At 64.9% G+C, this 18834-nt stretch carries 13 protein-coding genes and 2 pseudogenes; 11 read left to right on the top strand and 4 right to left on the bottom strand.

Going from position 1 to position 18834, the window contains the following annotated elements:
* Positions 1 to 298: 298 nt before the first annotated feature.
* Complete coding sequence (locus VET27_RS25180) at positions 299 to 2965, bottom strand: LuxR C-terminal-related transcriptional regulator (RefSeq protein WP_526522580.1); 2667 nt, start codon at positions 2963 to 2965, stop codon at positions 299 to 301.
* Between the two features lie 311 nt (positions 2966 to 3276).
* On the opposite strand from VET27_RS25180, the gene VET27_RS25175 reads away from it, so the two are divergent.
* From VET27_RS25175 to VET27_RS25130, 10 genes and pseudogenes are all read left to right on the top strand, one after another.
* Complete coding sequence (locus VET27_RS25175; protein WP_526522578.1) at positions 3277 to 3702, top strand: hypothetical protein; 426 nt, start codon at positions 3277 to 3279, stop codon at positions 3700 to 3702.
* 166 nt (positions 3703 to 3868) lie between these two features.
* Positions 3869 to 4095: pseudogene (locus VET27_RS25170) on the top strand (SDR family NAD(P)-dependent oxidoreductase); the annotation flags it as partial.
* Between the two features lie 161 nt (positions 4096 to 4256).
* The gene (arcD, locus tag VET27_RS25165; RefSeq protein WP_526522576.1) at positions 4257 to 5738 is read left to right on the top strand and encodes an arginine-ornithine antiporter; all 1482 of its coding nucleotides are present in this window, start codon (positions 4257 to 4259) and stop codon (positions 5736 to 5738) included.
* Positions 5735 to 6994, top strand: coding sequence for an arginine deiminase (locus VET27_RS25160; RefSeq protein ID WP_526522574.1), 1260 nt, complete (start codon positions 5735 to 5737; stop codon positions 6992 to 6994). The genes arcD and VET27_RS25160 overlap by 4 nt, the downstream gene beginning before the upstream one ends.
* Positions 6995 to 7021: 27 nt before the next feature.
* Positions 7022 to 8026: an ornithine carbamoyltransferase gene (locus VET27_RS25155; RefSeq protein WP_526522572.1), complete on the top strand. Its 1005-nt coding sequence runs from the start codon at positions 7022 to 7024 to the stop codon at positions 8024 to 8026.
* Positions 8027 to 8041: 15 nt separating this feature from the next.
* Positions 8042 to 8971 (top strand): carbamate kinase, encoded by a 930-nt coding sequence (arcC, locus tag VET27_RS25150; protein ID WP_526522570.1) that lies wholly within the window; start codon positions 8042 to 8044, stop codon positions 8969 to 8971.
* Entirely contained in the window at positions 8968 to 9519 is a 552-nt protein-coding gene (locus VET27_RS25145) for a YceI family protein (RefSeq protein ID WP_526522569.1), read from the top strand. The genes arcC and VET27_RS25145 overlap by 4 nt, the downstream gene beginning before the upstream one ends.
* A gap of 485 nt (positions 9520 to 10004) precedes the next feature.
* Positions 10005 to 10652, top strand: coding sequence for a LysM peptidoglycan-binding domain-containing protein (locus tag VET27_RS25140; RefSeq protein ID WP_526522567.1), 648 nt, complete (start codon positions 10005 to 10007; stop codon positions 10650 to 10652).
* A 133-nt stretch (positions 10653 to 10785) separates the two neighbouring features.
* A pseudogene (locus tag VET27_RS25135) lies at positions 10786 to 11360 on the top strand (universal stress protein); the annotation flags it as partial.
* A 119-nt stretch (positions 11361 to 11479) separates the two neighbouring features.
* Positions 11480 to 11896, top strand: coding sequence for a DUF6632 domain-containing protein (locus tag VET27_RS25130; protein WP_526522565.1), 417 nt, complete (start codon positions 11480 to 11482; stop codon positions 11894 to 11896).
* 37 nt (positions 11897 to 11933) lie between these two features.
* On the opposite strand, the gene VET27_RS25125 is transcribed toward VET27_RS25130, so the two are convergent.
* Positions 11934 to 13778 carry a serine/threonine-protein kinase gene (locus VET27_RS25125; protein WP_526522563.1) on the bottom strand — a complete coding sequence of 615 codons (1845 nt, stop codon included), beginning with the start codon at positions 13776 to 13778 and terminating at the stop codon, positions 11934 to 11936.
* 954 nt (positions 13779 to 14732) lie between these two features.
* Here VET27_RS25125 and VET27_RS25120 point away from each other — a divergent pair.
* Positions 14733 to 16172 carry a vanadium-dependent haloperoxidase gene (locus VET27_RS25120; RefSeq protein WP_526522562.1) on the top strand — a complete coding sequence of 480 codons (1440 nt, stop codon included), beginning with the start codon at positions 14733 to 14735 and terminating at the stop codon, positions 16170 to 16172.
* 675 nt (positions 16173 to 16847) lie between these two features.
* Here the strand turns inward: VET27_RS25120 and VET27_RS25115 are convergent.
* Both VET27_RS25115 and VET27_RS25110 read right to left on the bottom strand, forming a co-directional pair.
* Positions 16848 to 17969 carry an LLM class flavin-dependent oxidoreductase gene (locus tag VET27_RS25115; RefSeq protein ID WP_526522560.1) on the bottom strand — a complete coding sequence of 374 codons (1122 nt, stop codon included), beginning with the start codon at positions 17967 to 17969 and terminating at the stop codon, positions 16848 to 16850.
* A gap of 28 nt (positions 17970 to 17997) precedes the next feature.
* Positions 17998 to 18570, bottom strand: a complete 573-nt coding sequence (locus VET27_RS25110) for an SRPBCC family protein (protein ID WP_526522558.1) — start codon at positions 18568 to 18570, stop codon at positions 17998 to 18000.
* Positions 18571 to 18834 lie beyond the last annotated feature (264 nt).

Genomic DNA, 18834 nt, shown 5'->3' with positions numbered 1-18834 from the left:
ACTCCCGCATCCAGGCCATCAAGGTCTCTGCCCGCGGCTACCGCAACCGTGAACACTTCAAGACCGCCATCTACTTCCACCTCGGCGGATTACAGCTCTACCCGACGGCGCCATGACCCACGAACTTCCCGGAAGAGCCCTAAATTGCACGGCAACGAGGGCGGGCTTTCATGCTGAGGTCATGAATCCGATTGAGACGCTGAGTCTTTCGAACGGGCGTCAGACGGCACCCAGGGTGATAGCGGTTGTCAACCGAGGGGGACGCGACCAGCAGGTTTGGGCAAGGGTGTCACCGATCTCACGGGGCTGGGGGAGCGGTAAGCGATGCCCACACGTCTACTCGCGGCACTCCTGGCCTGCGTTCGGGCAGCAGCGCTGCCAGTTCCTCTCGGCTGGCCGCACTGGTCTTGGTCATTGCGTGGTAGACGTGGCCTTCGACCGTACGAACCGAGAGGTTCAATCGTGCGGCTATCTCGCGGCTGGTCAGGCCCTTGCCTAGCAGCGACACGATCTCGCGTTCCCGATCGGTCAGCGGCAACGGCTCGCGGGCCTGACGAAGCGCGGGAGTATCGGCACCGCCGCATCGTCCGGCCAGCGCTTCTGCTCGAGTGGCGCACGTCAGCGCCGATCCACGCAGATCCTGATGGCGATACGCCATCGCGGCGTGTGCGGCCGCATCGACTGCCGCCACCAGGTCTCCCATTGTCTCGAAATTCTTTGATACCAAGGCTAATTCATTCGCGTCGCCGTCACGCATGGCAGCGGAGAAGCGGGCCGCAATGCTGACTCTGGGCCCCTCGACGATTGCTTCGAGTTCAGCTAGACGAACCGCGCTGGAACGAAATCCGAACTGTGTGGCCGTTTGCAGGCAGAGCACTTCGGCCGCGAACTGCATGCTGGCCGAGGCCTTTTCGGCGGCCGACAACAAAATGGCGATCGCCTCGGTGGCCGCGCCCTGGCCGGCGGCCACCCATGCCCGGGAAAGGCTCCGCTCATAGTCCAGCGCTCGGAAGGGACGTTGCAGCGTGTCGATCGCGGCAAGCGCAGCGGCGGCCTCGTCGGTCGAACCGCGCATCGCCAGCGCCATCGTGCGTGGAACGTGGTAGCGGTACCCCCAGCCGATCGCATGGCCGGAGGCACACAACGCCGCCGCAGCGTCGTCCAGTAGCAGACATGCGGTGTCCAGACGCCCGGCGCCAAGCGCGGCTCGCCCCGACACGGCAGCGCCGAGTAACTGAGCTGCCCCCGGAAGATCGGCGGCCTGCTCGCGTACGCGCTCGGCCACGTCAAGGGCCTCGCCAATCAGTCCTGCCAGCAGTAGTGCGCTGATATGCGCGTCAGCGATGTTGAACCTCATGTGTGGAGCGTCGAAACAGCGACTTGCGACGGCGTATCCCGCACTTGCGATGGCCACGGCTTCGGTGGTGCGCCCCGCATCGGCGGATACGGCAGCTAGCGCCCAGGCTGTCTCGGTGCCGACGATGGCGGGCAGGTCGTCCAGTGCAAGGCTCTTCGACGGCAGCGTCGCCGCGTCCGGCCGGTCCATCGCGAACCAATAGATGGCACGGAGGGCATCGACACAGTCGCGGGCCTGCCCCGCCGATATCTCCGACGCGCCGTCGATGATCTCCTTTGCTCGCGCGGAGTCTCCCAGCGCCCAGAGCATGTTGCTCGCCCGCAGATACGTGAATCTCGCGCGGTCCTCGTCGGTCAACAGACTGACCGGAACATCGGCGAGCACCTCTTCGGCTTCCTGGCCCCGACTGAGCCACGACAATGCGTGCGCCCGCAAGAACTGGGCTTCCGGTCCGGCGCCAGCGAGCACCGCCGCTTCCGCGAGCCGGTCGGCCAGCGGGAGATCCGCCAGCCAGATGGCACCCTGGGCGGCCTTGATGAGTAACGCGGCATCGGGAGTTAGGTCGGAATCGAGGCTCAACGTAGCGCGACGGACCACCACTCGGATGTCATCGTGGTCATCGGCGGCGGCCAGTTCGGTGGCGACCAGTCCGCGTAGCCGCATCAGCCTGGTGGGCGCCGCGCACTTTCGGCGCACCTCACCATAGATCGGATGCGCCGTAACCACTTCAATGCCGGTATTGAGATGGTTGAGGGTGATCAGGCCACGGGCGTCTGCTTCTTCCACGGCGTTGGCGTCGGTGATTCGCCGAAGCGCTGACAGTTCGATTGGCTCTCCGATGGCGAGCGCGTCGATCACGGCACCGATTGCGGTGGGCAGGGAACCGATATGGGATTCGATGAGATTGATGAGGCCGCACGGCATGATCGGGTCGCCGGTCCACTGCCAGCAGTCTTGCCGCGTTTCGAGCCGGCCGTCGGCGACCTCCTGCTCGACGATGTGTCGCAAATAGAGGACGTTGCCGCGAGTAAGCTCCCAAAGGTTGCGGGCCGCGCGCGAATCCACCGATCCGCCCAAGCTGGCCGACAACAGCATGGTGGTCTCATTGGGCGGCAGTGGCTGCAGATCGAGTCGGTCGAACTCGCCGGCCTTCCACAGCTCTTGCGTGCCAACGGGAATGGGTTCACCGTCGCGCACCGTTAGTACGACTTTCGCGGAGCCCCGCTGCACGAGTTGATGCACGACGAATGTCGACAGGTCGTCGAGCAGGTGAGCGTCATCGACACCGACGACAACCGTTGTGCCGGGAGGGCCCTCAGTCAGCGACTCGATCACCCCACGGATCAACTGAACGGTATCGGCGACTCCCGACTGCGCCCACGCGGTGAATGCAGCCAGCGGAAGTGTTCGCGCGGAGGAGGTCCCAACAATCCAATGGGTTACGCATCCCCGCGCCGCGGCAGCCGACAACGCCTCGCGTGCAAGGCGGCTCTTTCCTACACCCGCCGCACCGCAAATCACTATCCCGGACGCATCCGCGTCGGATAGTGCGGCATCGACGAGTTGCATCTCCCGGGCACGACCCGTCAACGGCCATGTCAACAGCACACCGACAGGGTAAGAGCGCAGGTCGTTGTTGCGCATGACAACGGCGAACCGGCGCGGTGAGCAGTCGATGGGTGCTAAGCGAGTCACGCGCCTCAGGTACGGCGCAGTCGTTGGAGCAGATCGAATCCGAGCAGTGGTTCGGATGAATACCGCCCCGAGCCCAGGTACGCGACACCCCCGACCAATCGATGGAAGTAGTCGGAGGGGTCGGTAGTGGTCGAAATCGCGTAATGCGCTACCTACCTCGTCGATCTAGCGCGCCGCAACGATCGAACTGTCCACTTTTGCATGACTCGTTCAGGAGGCTTCTCATGGCGCTTCAGGTCAGCTACAGCAGTTCACGCCGCGGCACCACGCTGCCCGCCGCCCTCGCCGGCACAAGGAGGAAGTTGCCCGCTGTGGGCGGCTTCGCTCTTGGCCTCGGCGCGGGATGGTCGATGCCTGCGCCTGTATTGAAGTCCGTGTTTCTCGGCGGCCTAGCCGCCGTGGCGCTCTGCCTGGCGCCGACTGTCCATGCGGACGACAGCAAGCTTCCGCCAGGAGCGCCGATCATCCGGACGTCAGACAGGAGCACGGCGATGGCGGGACCCAGCGAGGTTCGCATCGCCAAGATCGGCGAGGTTCAGGGCGGTATCGCTTCGGCGGGCGCGGCGGTCGTGCTCAGTAACGGCAACATGGCGCCGCAGGCCTGCAATCCGTCCAAATTTCAGGATCCAACTTTGCCATCTTGTAGGTAGCGCGGGGGTGAGGAGGCGGGGCGCCGAATCGGCATCCCGCCTTCTCTCGTGTCAACGCGGGCTACCACGCGGACGTGCCATTGCGGGGCCTGTGAAACCAATGGCTCAGCGGCGCAGATTAATCCGTCATAGTGACGTTCATCCGCACGGCCGGCCCCCGAGCATGGCACGCGGCAGCGCCTACAACGCCTCCAAGGTTGGTGTCGTGCTGCTGACCAAGAACACCGCCATCGACTACGGGCCGAGCGGGATCCGGGTCAACGTGATCAACCCCGGGTTCATCGAGACGCCCATGCTCGACTCGGTGAGGGGCTGCGTCACGAGCACAAGCTCCGGCGCTTCGGGCGCGCGGACGAGATCGCGTCGGTGGCGGCCTTTCTGCTATCGGCCGACGATCGGCTGGCGCATCGCGGCGGGACCGACCCGACGCGGCGTGGGGACTTACGGCTCCCGATCGGGGACTTAAGCCCCCTCGGCGCAGAGGACCGCTCTCCTAACATCAGTCATGCGGGTCACGTCAATGGCCTTGCATCCACCTGAACGGGGAGAGGGTCATGTCAGACACCGTCGTTTCAAAGCCTCCCGAGGCGCCACGCAGCGCCGGTGCGAAGGCCGGCCTCAGCATGGCTGCTCTGACGGCGCTCGTCGTCGGGTCCATGATCGGCAGCGGAATCTTCGCCCTGCCCTCCCAGATGGCAGGCAGCGCCGCACCCGGACCGCTCCTCATCGGCTGGGTGATCACGGGTGTCGGCATGCTCATGCTGGCCTTCGTCTTTCAGACCCTGGCCACCCGCAAACCGGACGTCGACGGTGGCGTGTACGGCTACGCCCGGGCAGGTTTCGGCAACTACATCGGCTTCACCTCGGCCTTCGGCTACTGGCTCTCGGCCTGGGTCGGCAACGTGGCGTACCTGGTGTTGCTGTTCTCGACATTGGGTTATTTCTTCGGCGCGTTCGAGGGGGGAGCCACCGTACCAGCGATCATCGGCGCATCGGTGGTGCTGTGGGTCGTGCACGCCATGACGCTGCGCGGCGTGCGAACAGCGGCCTTCGTCAACGTGGTGGTCACCGTCGCCAAGGTGGTGCCGATCTTGACCTTCATCGCGATCGCCGCCGTCGGATTCAAGGCCGGGCTGTTCACCGCCGACTTCTGGGGCCAGACCACGCAGATCGAAGGAGTTCCGCTCGGCGACACGATGTCCCAGGTCAAGAACATGATGCTGGTCACGGTGTGGGTGTTCATCGGCATCGAGGGCGCGTCGGTGTACTCGCAGCGGGCCGCCAAGCGCAAGGACGTCGGCAGGGCCACCGTGCTCGGCTTCGCCGGTGTGCTGGCGCTGCTGCTGCTGGTCAACCTGCTGTCGTACGGCCTGATGGCCCAGGCGGAACTGGCAGGCGTTGCCGACCCGTCGATGGCCGGTGTGCTGGAGAACGAGGTGGGCAGTTGGGGAGCGGCCTTCATCTCCATCGGCTTGGTCGTCTCGCTGCTCGGCGCCTTGATCGCCTGGGTTCTGCTGTGCGTCGAGATCCTGCGCCTGCCGGCCCTCGAACACGTGATGCCGAAGGCGCTGGCACGGGAGAACGCGCGTGGCGCACCCGCGAATGCGTTGTGGCTCACCAACATCTGCGTGCAGGTGATGCTGCTGTGGACCCTGGCCAACGAGAGCACGTACCTGAACCTGGTGCTGTTGGCGACCTCGTTGATCCTGCTGCCGTACCTGTGGTCGGCGGCCTACCAGGTGATGCTGGCGGTGCGCGGCGAGACATACGAATCCGGCCACGGCCGCACCCGCGACCTCGTCGTCGGCGTGATCGGTCTGGTGTACGCGGTGTGGCTGGTCTACGCAGGCGGGTGGCAGTACCTCCTGGTGGCGGCGGTCTTCTACCTCGTCGGTACGGCGCTCTACGTGTGGGCCCGTCGGGAGAACCACCTGCCCATCTTCACGAAACCGGAATGGGGGGTGCTCGCCGTGGTCACGTTGACCTCCGCGGCGGCAGTCCTGCTGATGGCCACCGGCAACCTCTCCGTCCTGTGAACGCGACCGAATCCAGGCTCGGCGTCTGGTCCGAGGCGGGCCACCTGCGGCGGGTCATGGTGTGCGCGCCGGGCCTGGCCCATCAGCGGCTCACCCCCGACAACTGCCACGAACTGCTGTTCGACGACGTCATCTGGCTTCAGCAGGCCCGCCGCGACCACTTCGACTTCGTCGCCAAGATGGTCGACCGCGGCGTCGAGGTCCTCGAACTCCAGGACCTGCTCGCCGACGTGGTGGCCGCGCCCGACGCCCGCGAATGGGTGCTGGACCGCAAGGTCACCGACGATCTGGTCGGGCCGGGGCTCACCCACGAGATCCGGGCCTGGCTGACCGAGCTGGCTCCGGATCGGCTGGCGGAGTTCCTCATTGGTGGCGTCGCCTACCAGGACGTGATCGACGAGGTGGACAGCAGGTTCCTGTCGTTGTTCAACGAATTGGACCCCGCGGGCTTCGTCATCCGGCCGCTGCCCAACACGCAGTTCATGCGCGACAACTCCGCCTGGATCTTCGGCGGCGTGACGCTGAACCCGATGTACTGGCCGGCACGGCGTCAGGAGACGCTGCTCACCACCGCGGTGTACCGGTTTCACCCCGCCTTCGCCGACGAGAAGTACCACGTGTGGCTGGGCGACGCCGACGGGCTGCCCACCGACCACGGCATGGCCAGCCTCGAGGGCGGCGACGTGATGCCGATCGGCAAGGGGCTCGTCGTGATCGGCATGGGCGAGCGGTCCTCGCATCAGGCGATCACCCAGGTGGCGCGCAACCTGTTCGCCGCCGGGGCTGCCGAACGGGTGATCATCGCCAGCCTGCCGAAGACCCGCTCGGCGATGCACCTCGACACGGTGTTCACCTTCTGCGACCGTGACCTGGTGACGGCGTTCCCTCCCGTCGTCGACGGAATCGTGCCGATCAGCCTTCGGCCCGACGACAGCTCACCGTCCGGCCTGGACGTCCGGCGGGAGCCGAAGGGTCTGGTCGCCACCATCGGAGAAGCGGTCGGCGTGGACTTCCGGGTCATCACCACCGCCGGCGACGTGTACGGCATCCAACGGGAACAGTGGGACGACGGCAACAACGTGGTCGCGCTCGAGCCGGGCGTGGTCATCGGGTACGACCGCAATACGCTGACCAACACGGCCCTGCGCAAGGCGGGCGTGGAGGTCGTCACCATCGACGCCAGCGAGCTGGGCCGGGGCCGCGGTGGCGGCCGGTGCATGACCTGCCCGATCCTGCGCGATCCGCTCTACACCTAATCCGTTCCTCGGAAGGACGAACCGGTCATGGCGTTCAACAACCGCAACCGCAGCCTGCTCAGCCTGGTCCATCACACCGACCGCGACCTGCACTATCTGCTCGACCTATCCCGGGACCTGAAGCGGGCGAAGTACTCCGGCCTCAGTAGAAACAGTCTTGCGGGCAAGAACATCGCCCTCATCTTCGAGAAGACCTCGACTCGGACTCGTTGCGCCTTCGAGGTGGCGGCGCACGACGAGGGTGCTCACGTGACCTACATCGATCCGACGTCGTCGCAGATCGGGCACAAGGAGTCGATGAAGGACACCGCTCGCGTCCTGGGCCGGATGTACGACGCGATCGAGTACCGCGGTGCCGGTCAGGAGATCGTCGAGGAGCTGGCGGAATACGCCGGGGTGCCGGTCTTCAACGGATTGACCGACGAGTTCCATCCGACGCAGATGCTGGCCGACGTCCTCACCATGACCGAGCACTGCCCGAAGCCGCTGCACGACATCGCCTATGCGTTCGTGGGCGACGGCCGCAACAACGTGGCCAATTCGCTACTGCTGGTGGGCGCCAAGCTCGGCATGGACGTGCGGATCTGTGCGCCCCGAGCGCTCTGGCCGAGCGACGAGCACGTGGCGATGTGCCGGGAGTTCGCGGATGCGTCCGGGGCTCGGATAACCATCACCGACGACCCGGGCGAGGCGGTTGCCGGTGTCGACTTCATCTACACCGACATCTGGGTGTCGATGGGGGAGCCGCTGGAAACCTGGGGGGAGCGCATCGATGAGCTGCTGCCCTTTCAGGTCAACAAGGAGCTCATGGCTGCGGCCGGAAACCCGCGGGTGAAGTTCATGCACTGCCTGCCCGCGTTCCACAACTCTGAGACCAAGGTCGGCGCCGAGATCGCCGCGAAGTACCCGAATCTCGCCAACGGCGTCGAGGTCACCGACGACGTCTTCGAGAGCCCGGCGAACATCGCGTTCGACCAGGCGGAGAACCGGATGCACACCATCAAGGCGGTCCTCGTGGCCGCGCTCAGCTGAGCGGTCCGGCCCACGATGCGGATCGTGATCGCCCTGGGTGGCAATGCGCTACTGCAGCGCGGGCAGCCGATGACCGCGGACAACCAGCGGGCCAACATTCGCGTTGCGGCGGAGTGCATCGCCGCGGTGACCCCAGGCAACGAGATCGTCGTCGCACACGGAAACGGGCCGCAGGTGGGGCTGTTGGCACTGCAGGCCGCGGCCTACCACGACGTGGCGCCATACCCACTCGACGTGCTCGGTGCTCAGACCGAGGCGATGATCGGCTACGTCATCGAGCAGGAGCTCGGCAATCTGCTTCCGAGCGAGCAGCCGCTCGCCACGCTGTTGACCATGATCGAGGTGGACCGCGAAGACCCGGCGTTCGGCCATCCCACCAAGCCGATCGGCCCGGTCTATGACCGGCAGACCGCGGAGAGCCTCGCGGCCGCCAGCGGCTGGTCCATCGCCCCCGACGGCGACAAGTTCCGCCGCGTCGTGGCCAGCCCGAAACCGCAGCGGATCTTCGAGATCGGGCCGATTCGCAGCCTGCTCGAGCAGGGCACGATCGTGATCTGTGCCGGCGGAGGCGGGATCCCGACGATGTACGACGAGCACGGCAAGCTGCACGGCGTCGAGGCCGTCATCGACAAGGATCTCGCCTCGGCTCTGCTGGCCGAGCAACTCGACGCCGACCTGCTCGTCATCGCCACCGACGTCGACGGCGTCTACACCGGCTGGGGCACGCCCGAACAGACCCGGCTGGGTCGAATCACGCCCGACGAGATCGCCGGGTTGGACCTTCCTGCCGGGTCGATGGGTCCAAAGGTTCAGGCTGCGTGCGGTTTCGCACGCAATACCGGCAACGAAGCCGTCATCGGATCGCTCGGTGACATCACCGCCATCGTCGGCGGCACGGCGGGCACCAGGGTGCGCGTGGGTCAGCGGGATACAGTCAGCGCATGAGTTCCACGTCCTGGACACTGGACGCCTCCGTCGGTCAGTTGCTTCTGCACACGGGCGTGGCGGGTCGTGCGGCGCGGCTGGGGCACAACCTGACGATCGCCATGAACGCGTGGGAGGCCACCGTGTCCTGGGCCGGAAACGGGCCGACCGCAATGGAACTGACGGTCGAGGTGTCCTCCCTCGAGGTGCTGCGGGGCGACGGCGGGGTGAAGTCGCTGTCGGGGCCGGAGAAGGCACTGGCGCGGTCGAACGCGCTGGGAGCGCTCGACGCGGAGCGCCATCCCACGATCGTCTTTCAGTCGGACGGCATCGAGAAGACCGACGACGGCTACCGCCTCACCGGGTCGCTCGACATTCACGGTACGACCCGGCCGCGGACGGTCGATCTGCACACCGAGGACCTCGGCGACTCGTGGCGGGTGTCCTGTGAATCCGTCGTCCGCCAGTCCGAGTTCGGCGTCAAGCCGTACTCACTCTTCATGGGCTCGCTCAAGGTCGCCGATGACGTGACGATTTCCTTCACCGCGAGCTGGGCCAAGGACGACTGACCGTCAAAGAATCGGTTGGCCCCGGTACCGGTACTGAGCCGGATGGTAGCGACATTCCGGCTCGGTCAAGGAATGCGACGCGCACCGGACGGCAAGCGCTGCAAGCAGTCCGACGGGTGCCAAGACGATCGTCAGCAGCAGTAAGAGGGTCAACATGTTCGCCATGCTTACCGAATATCCGCCGATGCCCGCACGATTGACAGTGGCAGTGCTGCCGCTATGGTAAAAGATCCTGCCACGGCGCCGCACGATCGGCGCCTACCGCTTACGTCGTGGACTGGTCCGCGGCGGCGATGCGTTCACCCTCAACGATGTAGAAATTGCGCGGGATACCTGACCCACAACCTTGGGTTTCCGATGCGCGTCAACGGCACAGCCGAATTCAGGTAGACGGCTACGCGTGAGTCCGGGTGCCATGCCGCCATACGTTCGTAACTACCGAGAAGCGCGTGGTGCGTCACTCAACACTGATGAGGAGAACCCCGATGAAGACGTACGAAGCACAAGTAGGCGACACTCTGTCAGCGATCGCCCTACGTGAATACGGCGATGCCACCTTGTATCCGGTGATCGCGCGCCAGAACCAGCTGGCCAATCCCGATGTGATCAGCGTCGGTCAGGAACTTCTGATCCCGTACGTCACCGTTCGGCATCACTTCACGACGGCCGATTCCACTGACGCCCGAAAGAAGCTCACGCTGCACTACTACGGCACCGAAGACACCCATGTGCAGCTGATCTGGGAGATCGTGAATGGGGTGGCGCAGCGCGAAATACATTCCGGCGCTTGGCTGCTCATGCCTGATTTGGCGAACGTGGGACACCACACCGTGGTAACGCCCGAGACGCTCGACGCTCTGGCAGATCGTTGGTACGGGGACATCAACCTGACGGAGTTGATCCGGCTGGCCAACGACATTCCCTCGGGAGGCGATGTCACCGACGGTCAGGTACTGATCGTGCCCAGGCTGAATCGACGGGCGCACGTTGCTGGCGACACGCTGGAATCGCTGTGTCGCGAACAGTACGGCGACGGGGATCTCGCGACCGATGTGGCGGTCGTCGCGGCGGCCAACCACATCAGCGACCCGAACTCGGTCCTCAGTAACCAGGTGATCTATTTCCCGTCGTAGGCCTGACCCAGCGGAGAACCCATAATTCGTCACAGTAACGAAACTCTAGTGCACGGGCGGGTAGTCGGGGGATCCGAAATGATTGCCCCGCAGCGCATTCGGAATGCACGAGTGTGCACTTCACCGCCGGCCACGATCGACCTCCATCCCAACCGGTTTGATCGAACTGGCCGCCATTCACCAGGCGAACCTCGTCGTCATCGGATCGTCGTCGTCGGGACTGCTGGGTAGGGTCGGCCTTGGCAGCGTCACCGAGAGGCTCGTCCACACCGCTGCGTACGGGGGCGAAGCCGACGTCAATGGGCTCATCGCCGCGTCCGCCGAGCTCGCCAAGAGTTGGTCGGTGCCCTTGCGAATCGTGTCATTCACCGTACGGCCGGTCCGCATGTTCGCCGGATTGATCGAGCGCTCTGCCGAGGACCTCGTAGTCCAGCGTTGGTCGCAAAGGACTTTCGACGATATCGGTCGGCAACTCGACGCCGTTCGCGCTCGGATCCAGTTCCTGACGTGGACGTCGTGGTCGGCAGTGGCCACGACTGGCGAGAGGCAGTGGAAGCCGTCGCCCGGGAGCCCGGCGACTTGCTCGTTCTCGGCTCAGGGGCTGCCGGCCCGGCGGCCCACGTCTTCCTCGGTTCGGCGGCGTCGAAGATCCTCCGCAACGCTCCGGTACCCGTGATGATCGTTCCCCGATACCAAGTGGCCGCTTAGCTTCCGACTGGGTGTGGCGAGGATGGCTCGGCGCCCGACGAATCCACCCGGCAGCGGTGTCAGCAGCAGTAAGATCGTGTCCCTGGATGAGCCGCGCAACCACAAGGGGGTGCTCCGAGATGCCGGGTGACAACACCACTAGCCGGGGCCAACTGGGTGCGCTCCGGATTGCACTCGTTGTCGTCGGATTGATCTTCGTGATCGGGATCTACCCGCTGACCGTTCTTTGGCCCTCGGGTTGGGCTTGGGGCCACGGGTCATCGCACTATCTGGTCATGATCATCGGTGTCTACGCCACGCTTGGTGTGTTCCTGCTGCTTGCCGTTCGTGACCCGCTTGCCAACGGCAGTCTGATCTGGTTCACCGTGGTGTCGAGCATCGTGCATGCCGCCATCATGGCGGTTCAGGCGATCATCGACTCGGATGAGCGCGGCCATCTGCTCGGTGACGTACCTGCGCTGCTGATCGTCGCGGCCGCCCTGGCCGTGTTGACGCGGCAGGCCGAAACATCAAGGACTGTAGGAACTTCCGCGTAGTAGAACGTCAACTGAGGTGAGCGGTGAGCTGCGCAGCTCAGTTCGCGGCCCGCAGCGTGATGTCGGAGATGTCCGTGCGGCTCTGACCGTCGGTCTTGCCCAACTTGCTGATCCATACCAGCACGTTGGATGTTTGCGTCTGGTCATCGACCGTGATGGTGTTTTCTCCCGGCCGCAGTGGCACGCTCGGGGTCAACTCGGTGGTGTCGGACAGGCTGGCCGGTGTCGCGCTGTCGGCCGCACGGATCTGCACCTCGGTTCCGGTGCTGGGCACATCGATGGTGACCGCACTCAGCGCGGTGGGCTCGGACAACTGCAGAATCAGGCCGACGCCCTCCTTGAACGTGGGGAACGGTGCGGCGTCCCGGTAGGTGTCGGTGGGCCATGACGTGTTCGGGTCGCCGTCGATGGCCAGACCTGCCTGTCCCGAATGGTCGGGCGTGCCGCCGGGGGAGAACACCGATGCCCGCTCTGGCTTCACGATCGGTCCTGGCCCGCCGTCCGACCACAGCCCGAACCCGTTGGTGAGGAAGATGGCCAACGCCGCGATCACCGCAATGGCTGTGCCCACGGCGACGTTGCGGGCCTTGCGGGACTTCGACACGGGGGCATGGCCCGGTTTTACCTCGAACGAGGTCGGCCGACGTCGACCGCGAGTGCCGGCGGACCGATTGATGACCGAGTCGGCGAACAGGGTGCGGTCATCCCAGAAGCCACTGACCTCGACCACGTCTCCGTCGGAGAGTTGGCCCGTGATGGAGTTGCCACGCAGTTCCACCGGAACGACGGTGTGCGCTTCCCCCGTCGCCTCGTACCGCTCCACGCTGAATGACCAGACCTCTTCGTCATTGCCGGGTCCAGTCGGTCGCTTCTGCACCGCACGTGCGGTGCCGAGCAACGTCATCAGGTCCAGGCGCTTGGTGTGCGACGGCGTACTTGGACCGCGATCGGCGGCAGCGTCGAAGGGCGCGGTGTGCACGCCAGGATCAGACGGAGCAGACCGCGCTTCGCGATCCGGTGTGTGCGGGGGAGTGGCCGTTGCATCCGGTTGCCTGGCGAGTGCCTGGGCGAAGTCGAGGCACCGCGGGTACCGGTCGTGAGGGTCTTTGGCCAGGGCCTTCGCCATCACGGCGTCGAGGTGGGCGAGTTCGGCCCGGCGATCGGAAAGCCGGGGTGGCGGCGTGTTGAGGTGGTTGCCGACCACGACGGCACGATTCGAGTGGTCGAACGGTGGGGCACCGGTCAACAGATAGAACGCGGTAGCGGCCAAGGCGTACTGATCGGCCTTGCCATCGAGTGACTTGCTGGTGAGCTGCTCGGGCGCTGCATAGGCGACGGTGCCGATCGCCATGTTCGCCTCGGTGAGACCGTCCATGTCGTCGGTCTCCCTGGCGATGCCGAAGTCTGTGAGCAGCACCCGCCTGCGCGCGCCGTCCGACGGGGTGGTCACCAGGATGTTGGCCGGCTTGACGTCGCGATGCAGAAGTCGTCGCTCGTGGGCGAAGTCGAGGGCTTCGGCGACCGCCGTCACGATCTCTACCACATCCTGGTGCGGCATCCCCGCCGGGTAGCGCTTCTCGAGCATGTCACGGGCATCGGTGCCGTCAACGTAGTCCATGGAGATCCACAGCCGGCCGTCGAACTCGCCGCGGTCGTGCACACCGACGATGTGCGGATGCCACAACGTGGCGGCCAGCTCGGCCTCCCGGGTGAATCTGGCCCGGAACTCCTCGTCGCGCGTGGCGTCCATGGACAGGATCTTCAGCGCATCCAGGCGGGGCAGGCGCGGATGCTTGGCGAGGTAGACCTCTCCCATGCCACCAGCGCCGAGCAGCCGCTGTATGACGTAACCGGCGAAGATGTCACCGTCATTGAACGGCATGGGGGAAAGCCTACAAAGTGGGGCAAACCGCGCGGACGATTCGGGACTATCTCGCTAACGGTAGGTTGGGCAAAGCCAGGCTCGTCTCAGCGTCTAGGAATGGTCAGCACTACGGCTGTGTCGCTCGCGGAGTGCTCGCGCGTGGGCGCAGACTGAAAGGACGGATGCCTGCGCATCGCGTCACGGAGTTCCAGCGATCGCCGACGAGCCGAGCGCGAGGCTCGGTGTGATTCAAGCGAGATGACAGTCGTATCGTCCGCGTGCGTCGTCATCATCATCATCAAGAGGCCCTCTCGGTGAACTTTCGGTCCTTCTCTCCTCTGATCTTGCGCGGTTTACCTGAGTGTGGGCGTCAGCGTTAGCCGTGAACTCGATAAGAAATGCCCCTGCGACCCCTGCACCGGAGGACGAGAAGTGGCGGTTGGCTGCCTCGATCGACTGCGTTTAGAGGACGCCAAGGGCAAGGCCAAATAGGCGGCTGGCACGGTTCCGGCCGAGACCCCTAGGCGGCCAAGACACTGAAAACATTCCGGCGCAGGCTAATTCGTCACTGTGACGTTTATCCGCTGCGCCCGTCGGGCGTGGAGTTAGGGGCGGAAGGGACACGGTCGTCATCTGGCAGCCGAATTAATCATTAAGCGACCGAAACATACGTCAAACTGCGGCGACTTTCACCTCCTGCGACGCCCGAGCTCGGGCCAGTGCGAGCACTCTCGCTTGATGCAATCCAATCGACTGGTAAGGCGGCAGGTCGGACGGAAATTGTTGCCTCGAGTATTCGTCGACTGACGACCTCGATAGATAATTCTGGCAACGCTTCGTGTTGATGAGGTGCGAGGTGATGCCGAGCCCCTCGAGACGCTGGTCATCCAGGTCGGCTGACATGTGCGGCCACAGGTGAGTGCCATGTCGTCCGAAGTCGAGTAGTGCACTACTCATGGCAGCCCAGTCGCTGTGAATTACGTTCCGGAACAGAACGAACGTTCCGACCAACAAGGGAGATTCACCGTGAATAGCGTTCTCTTCTGGAACTCGATCCTGCTGGAAGCCTCGCGCCGCGACTTCACCCGGGGTTATGTAAACGGTCAGCAACCCGGCCCGATCCGGACCTCCCGGGCGATGGCGGTTGTGCATCTCGCGATTCATGACGCGGTCGCCTTCCGAAACCAACCCCAGGCCGCATACCTCAACAAGAAAGGAGTGGCCCATGGCCTGCCCGCGCTGAACGGCCCGCTCGACGACATTATCGCCGGGGCGGCGGTGAGGACGCTCAAGGAGCTCTACCCGTCCTATGAACTGTTCTTCGACGATGCCGTCGGGCAGGTGAATGCCGCGGCTTTCAACGCCGGCGAGAAGGTCGGCAAAGCGGTCCTGGACATTCGGGCCGGTGACGGGTCGGACGTCATGGTCTCGGGCCCGCAGGTCGACAAGCCGCAATACGGCCAGCACCGAGCCGATCCGTATGCACCCGGTCAGTCGCGGCTGGGGCCAGTGTGGGGCGATGTCACGCGGTTCACCGGCGCACCCCACCAAATGCTCGATCCCTTTCCCGGCAGTACCCACGTGAACGACTATCTCCAAGACACCGACTATCGTGCGGACTTCGCCGAGGTGCGCGACCACGGCTCGGTCGCGCGGCGGTCTCGTAATGCCGAGCAGGAGCGGATCGGCGTCTACTGGGGCTACGACGGCGCTAACAACCTCGGCGTCCCGCCGCGGCTGTACAACCAGGTCGCGCGGGTGATCGCACAGAAGCACACCCCGGCGCTGTCAGTGCCGCGCATGGCCGAACTGTTCGCTGTGATCAACGTGGCGATGGCCGACGCCGGCATCGACGCGTGGCACTGGAAATACGTATACGACCTGTGGCGCCCAGTGGTTGCCATTCGCAACCAGGCGGCCCCCGACGGCGATCAGTTCTGGGCGCCGCTGGGCATGCCGCAAACCAACGCTCCACGCGGCACGCTAACTCCACCCTTCCCAGCCTATCCGTCCGGCCACGCGACGTTCGGGGCGGCGCTGATGCAGGCGCTGCGGCTAGGCCTGAAGACGTCGCTGGCTCCGATCGAGCTGGCCGACGTCCTGGCCGTCGAATCGGGGATGTCTGCCCCGATTGCGAAGGAGGCCTTTACCTTCGTGTCCGACGAACTCAACGGGATCTCGGTCGACAGCGACGGGTCGGTTCGCCCGCGCAGACCAACGACGTTCAACAATTTCGCCGAGCCGATCTGGGAGAACTCGGTGAGCCGGGTCTACTTGGGCGTGCATTGGCGATTCGATGGCATTCCCCGCAGTGCTGCGCAGAATGTCGGAGGCGTGCCGCTGGGCCTGGCGATCGGCAAAGAAGCACACAACTTCTTCAACCAGTCGCCGTCCCTTGGCGGCATCGTCTAGACGCACGTCGCGGGGTGTCGCCGTCGGGAAGCCGTCAATGGCTGTGCCGGCGGCGACCACCGCGCATGGTTCGGTCGGCTTGGCGAATAATGGTCAGCCTGAAGCGGTACCGCTTGAACTGAACAGATCAGGGTTCCGCGAATCCGGAACATGCGGCATGCATTACTGCGTCGGCGCGCACCTGGTCCGCGTCGAACTGTCGGAGGCATTGCGCGTCGTCACTGCCAAGATGTCGAATCCCCGCCGCACCGGCCCGACGCCGTGGCAGCCGATCACTGAGTTATCCGGCCCGACAACACTTTCCCATCGAGTTCGAGGCGCGACTGCCCAGTTAAGACACGTGGGCCGAATTGTATTGTAACACATCCTAACTCGCAGCAGCAGTTAACTGGTAACGGTGAGTGTTCGGTAGGTGCGAGTTGCTGTGCAGGGGAGCGGTTACCGTTGGGGATCGACCGAAGGCTGCCGGCGAAGTACCGGTAACCCGCCGTATTCGATTCCGCCGTATTCGTGGTGCCGACACTGAACCTTGAGCGATGGTGCGGCCGTGATTCTGTCTGACTGTGGCGGGTCGAGCCCGCTTGACTTGGCAGGGCTGGTTGGGGCAGTGGGCGTTTGCTGGACAGGGCGGCGATAGGTGGTCAGGCAGTTCGGCAGTGTGTCACGTCCCATGCCTTAGTGGCGGTGCGCCATCCGCGAGAGTGACCGGGCGATTCGCCCGGTGGCCCATAGCCCGTAGAGGGCCGCACGACGGGAGACCAGACCTGAGACGGGGGCGAGGACCACGTGGCGCAGGCCGGCGTCGCCGAAGGCGCGGAGCTTGGCCACCACCTGTTCCGGAGTGCCCCACAGCAGGGGCCCCTCGGTCATCACGGCATCCGGCACCGCGGCGATGGCCTCCTCGATCGTCCGGCGGTCGTGGCGGTCCGGCACGAAGTCGACGAGCGCATTGAAGTGCTCCCCAAGAGGGTGCACGGCCCCGGCCTGCCGCCATACATCGGCGGGAGCCCCGAGTCCCAGCAATCGGATGGCCTTGGTCTCGAGCATGGCCCGTGCCTCCTGCTCGGAGGCGCCGACCACCATGAAGCGATGGAGTGCCGGCATGATCGAGGCCGGGTTTCGCCCCGCCTCGGCGGCCGCGGCCCGTACCGTCGCCAGCTTGGCGGCATACTCCTGCGGCGAGACGACCGTGGTGGGGTACCACCCGTCGCCGTAGCGTCCGGTCAATGCGAGCATGCGCGGACCGTGTCCGGCGATCCAGATCTCGGGCACCCTGCCGTTCGGGGCTTTGAGATCCATCGTTGCCTGGTCGAGCTGGTAGTGCTTGCCGGAGAAGGTAATCGGCCCTCGCGCCGACAGACACAGGCGGATGATCTGCAGGGCCTCCTCCAGCCGGGTGACCGGCTCGGAGAAGTCCAGACCGTACGGGTCGATATTCATCCGCTCGCCGGCCCCGATACCGAGGATGGGCGCGCGCTTGGTGAGATGCGACAGTGTCATCATCGCCTGTGCGATCAAGACGGGATGGCGCCGGATCGGCTCGGTCACGCCGACCCCGAGGCGCATCCGCCCCACCCGCGACGCGAGGTAGCCCAGCAGAACCTGGTAGTCGAAGATCTCGTGCGGGCTGGGGCGTTGCGCGGCGAGCCAGGTCAGCTCCCTGTCCCAGATGACGTTGGGAAAGACGTTCTGGAAGTGGTCGATGAGCATCACCGAGTCCAGCCGCATCGCCCGCGCGGCGAGGACAAAGGCGCGTGTGGCGTTAAGTGGCGGCTGCGTCCCGATCTGAAGCCCCACCGAGATTCCCGATCTCCTCATGACGGCGTCACTCTCGCTTCTCGGGAGTCACCTGGGGCCCGGCCAGCCTCGCCGCGCAGACGGTCTTCGCTGGGGCAGGTTCATGGATGCGCTGATTGGACGTCGCCTCGGCCCTAGGGATGCGATCCCGCATGAGGGGAAACTCCGTTCGCACGTGCTCATCCATCGCAGCGGCGAACTCACGGTCGAAGTACAGCCGGAGGAGTGGGTCGAATACACGGCCGATTCCTCGATATCCAACGCTGATCACATGGCGTAGATCGACACCGCCATCCTGGTCTGTCAGCTCCAACGTCAGACGCACTGGCAGCCGAAATCGCCTGCCAAACTGCCACACAATCCGATGCCCTCGTACTGCCTCCACGACCACGATGGTATTGCGAACGCGCCGCCGGCCGACGTACTCGTCCATGAGCATGACATCACCGACATGATCCTCACCGCGGGCCACCGAGTGCAGACGAAGGTGAGTTCCCGGCCACCACGCTTGGTACCTCTCATCCGTGCAGTCGAGAAGAAAGTCATAAATCTCCTGACCAGAGATCCTGTCAACGTGGATGCGCGATTCGATAGTGAACATCGCGACGAACCTTCCGATCGAATTGTCTCGTCGCCATCATCCCCAGAGAGGGGCTCACCGCGCACAGACGAAGGTCCTTATACCTGGAGACCAAAGCCATTTTCCCTGATGACGGAATTTTTCGGCTCTTCCGGGAAGTTCGTGGGTCATGGCGCCGTCGGGTAGAGCTGTAATCCGCCGAGGTGGAAGTAGATGGCGGTCTTGAAGTGTTCACGGTTGCGGTAGCCGCGGGCAGAGACCTTGATCGCCTGGATGCGGGAGTTG

It is taken from the genome of Mycobacterium sp. (assembly GCF_035633495.1).
Classification (GTDB): Bacteria; Actinomycetota; Actinomycetes; order Mycobacteriales; family Mycobacteriaceae; genus Mycobacterium.
This window is presented reverse-complemented; position numbering and strand designations above follow the sequence as displayed.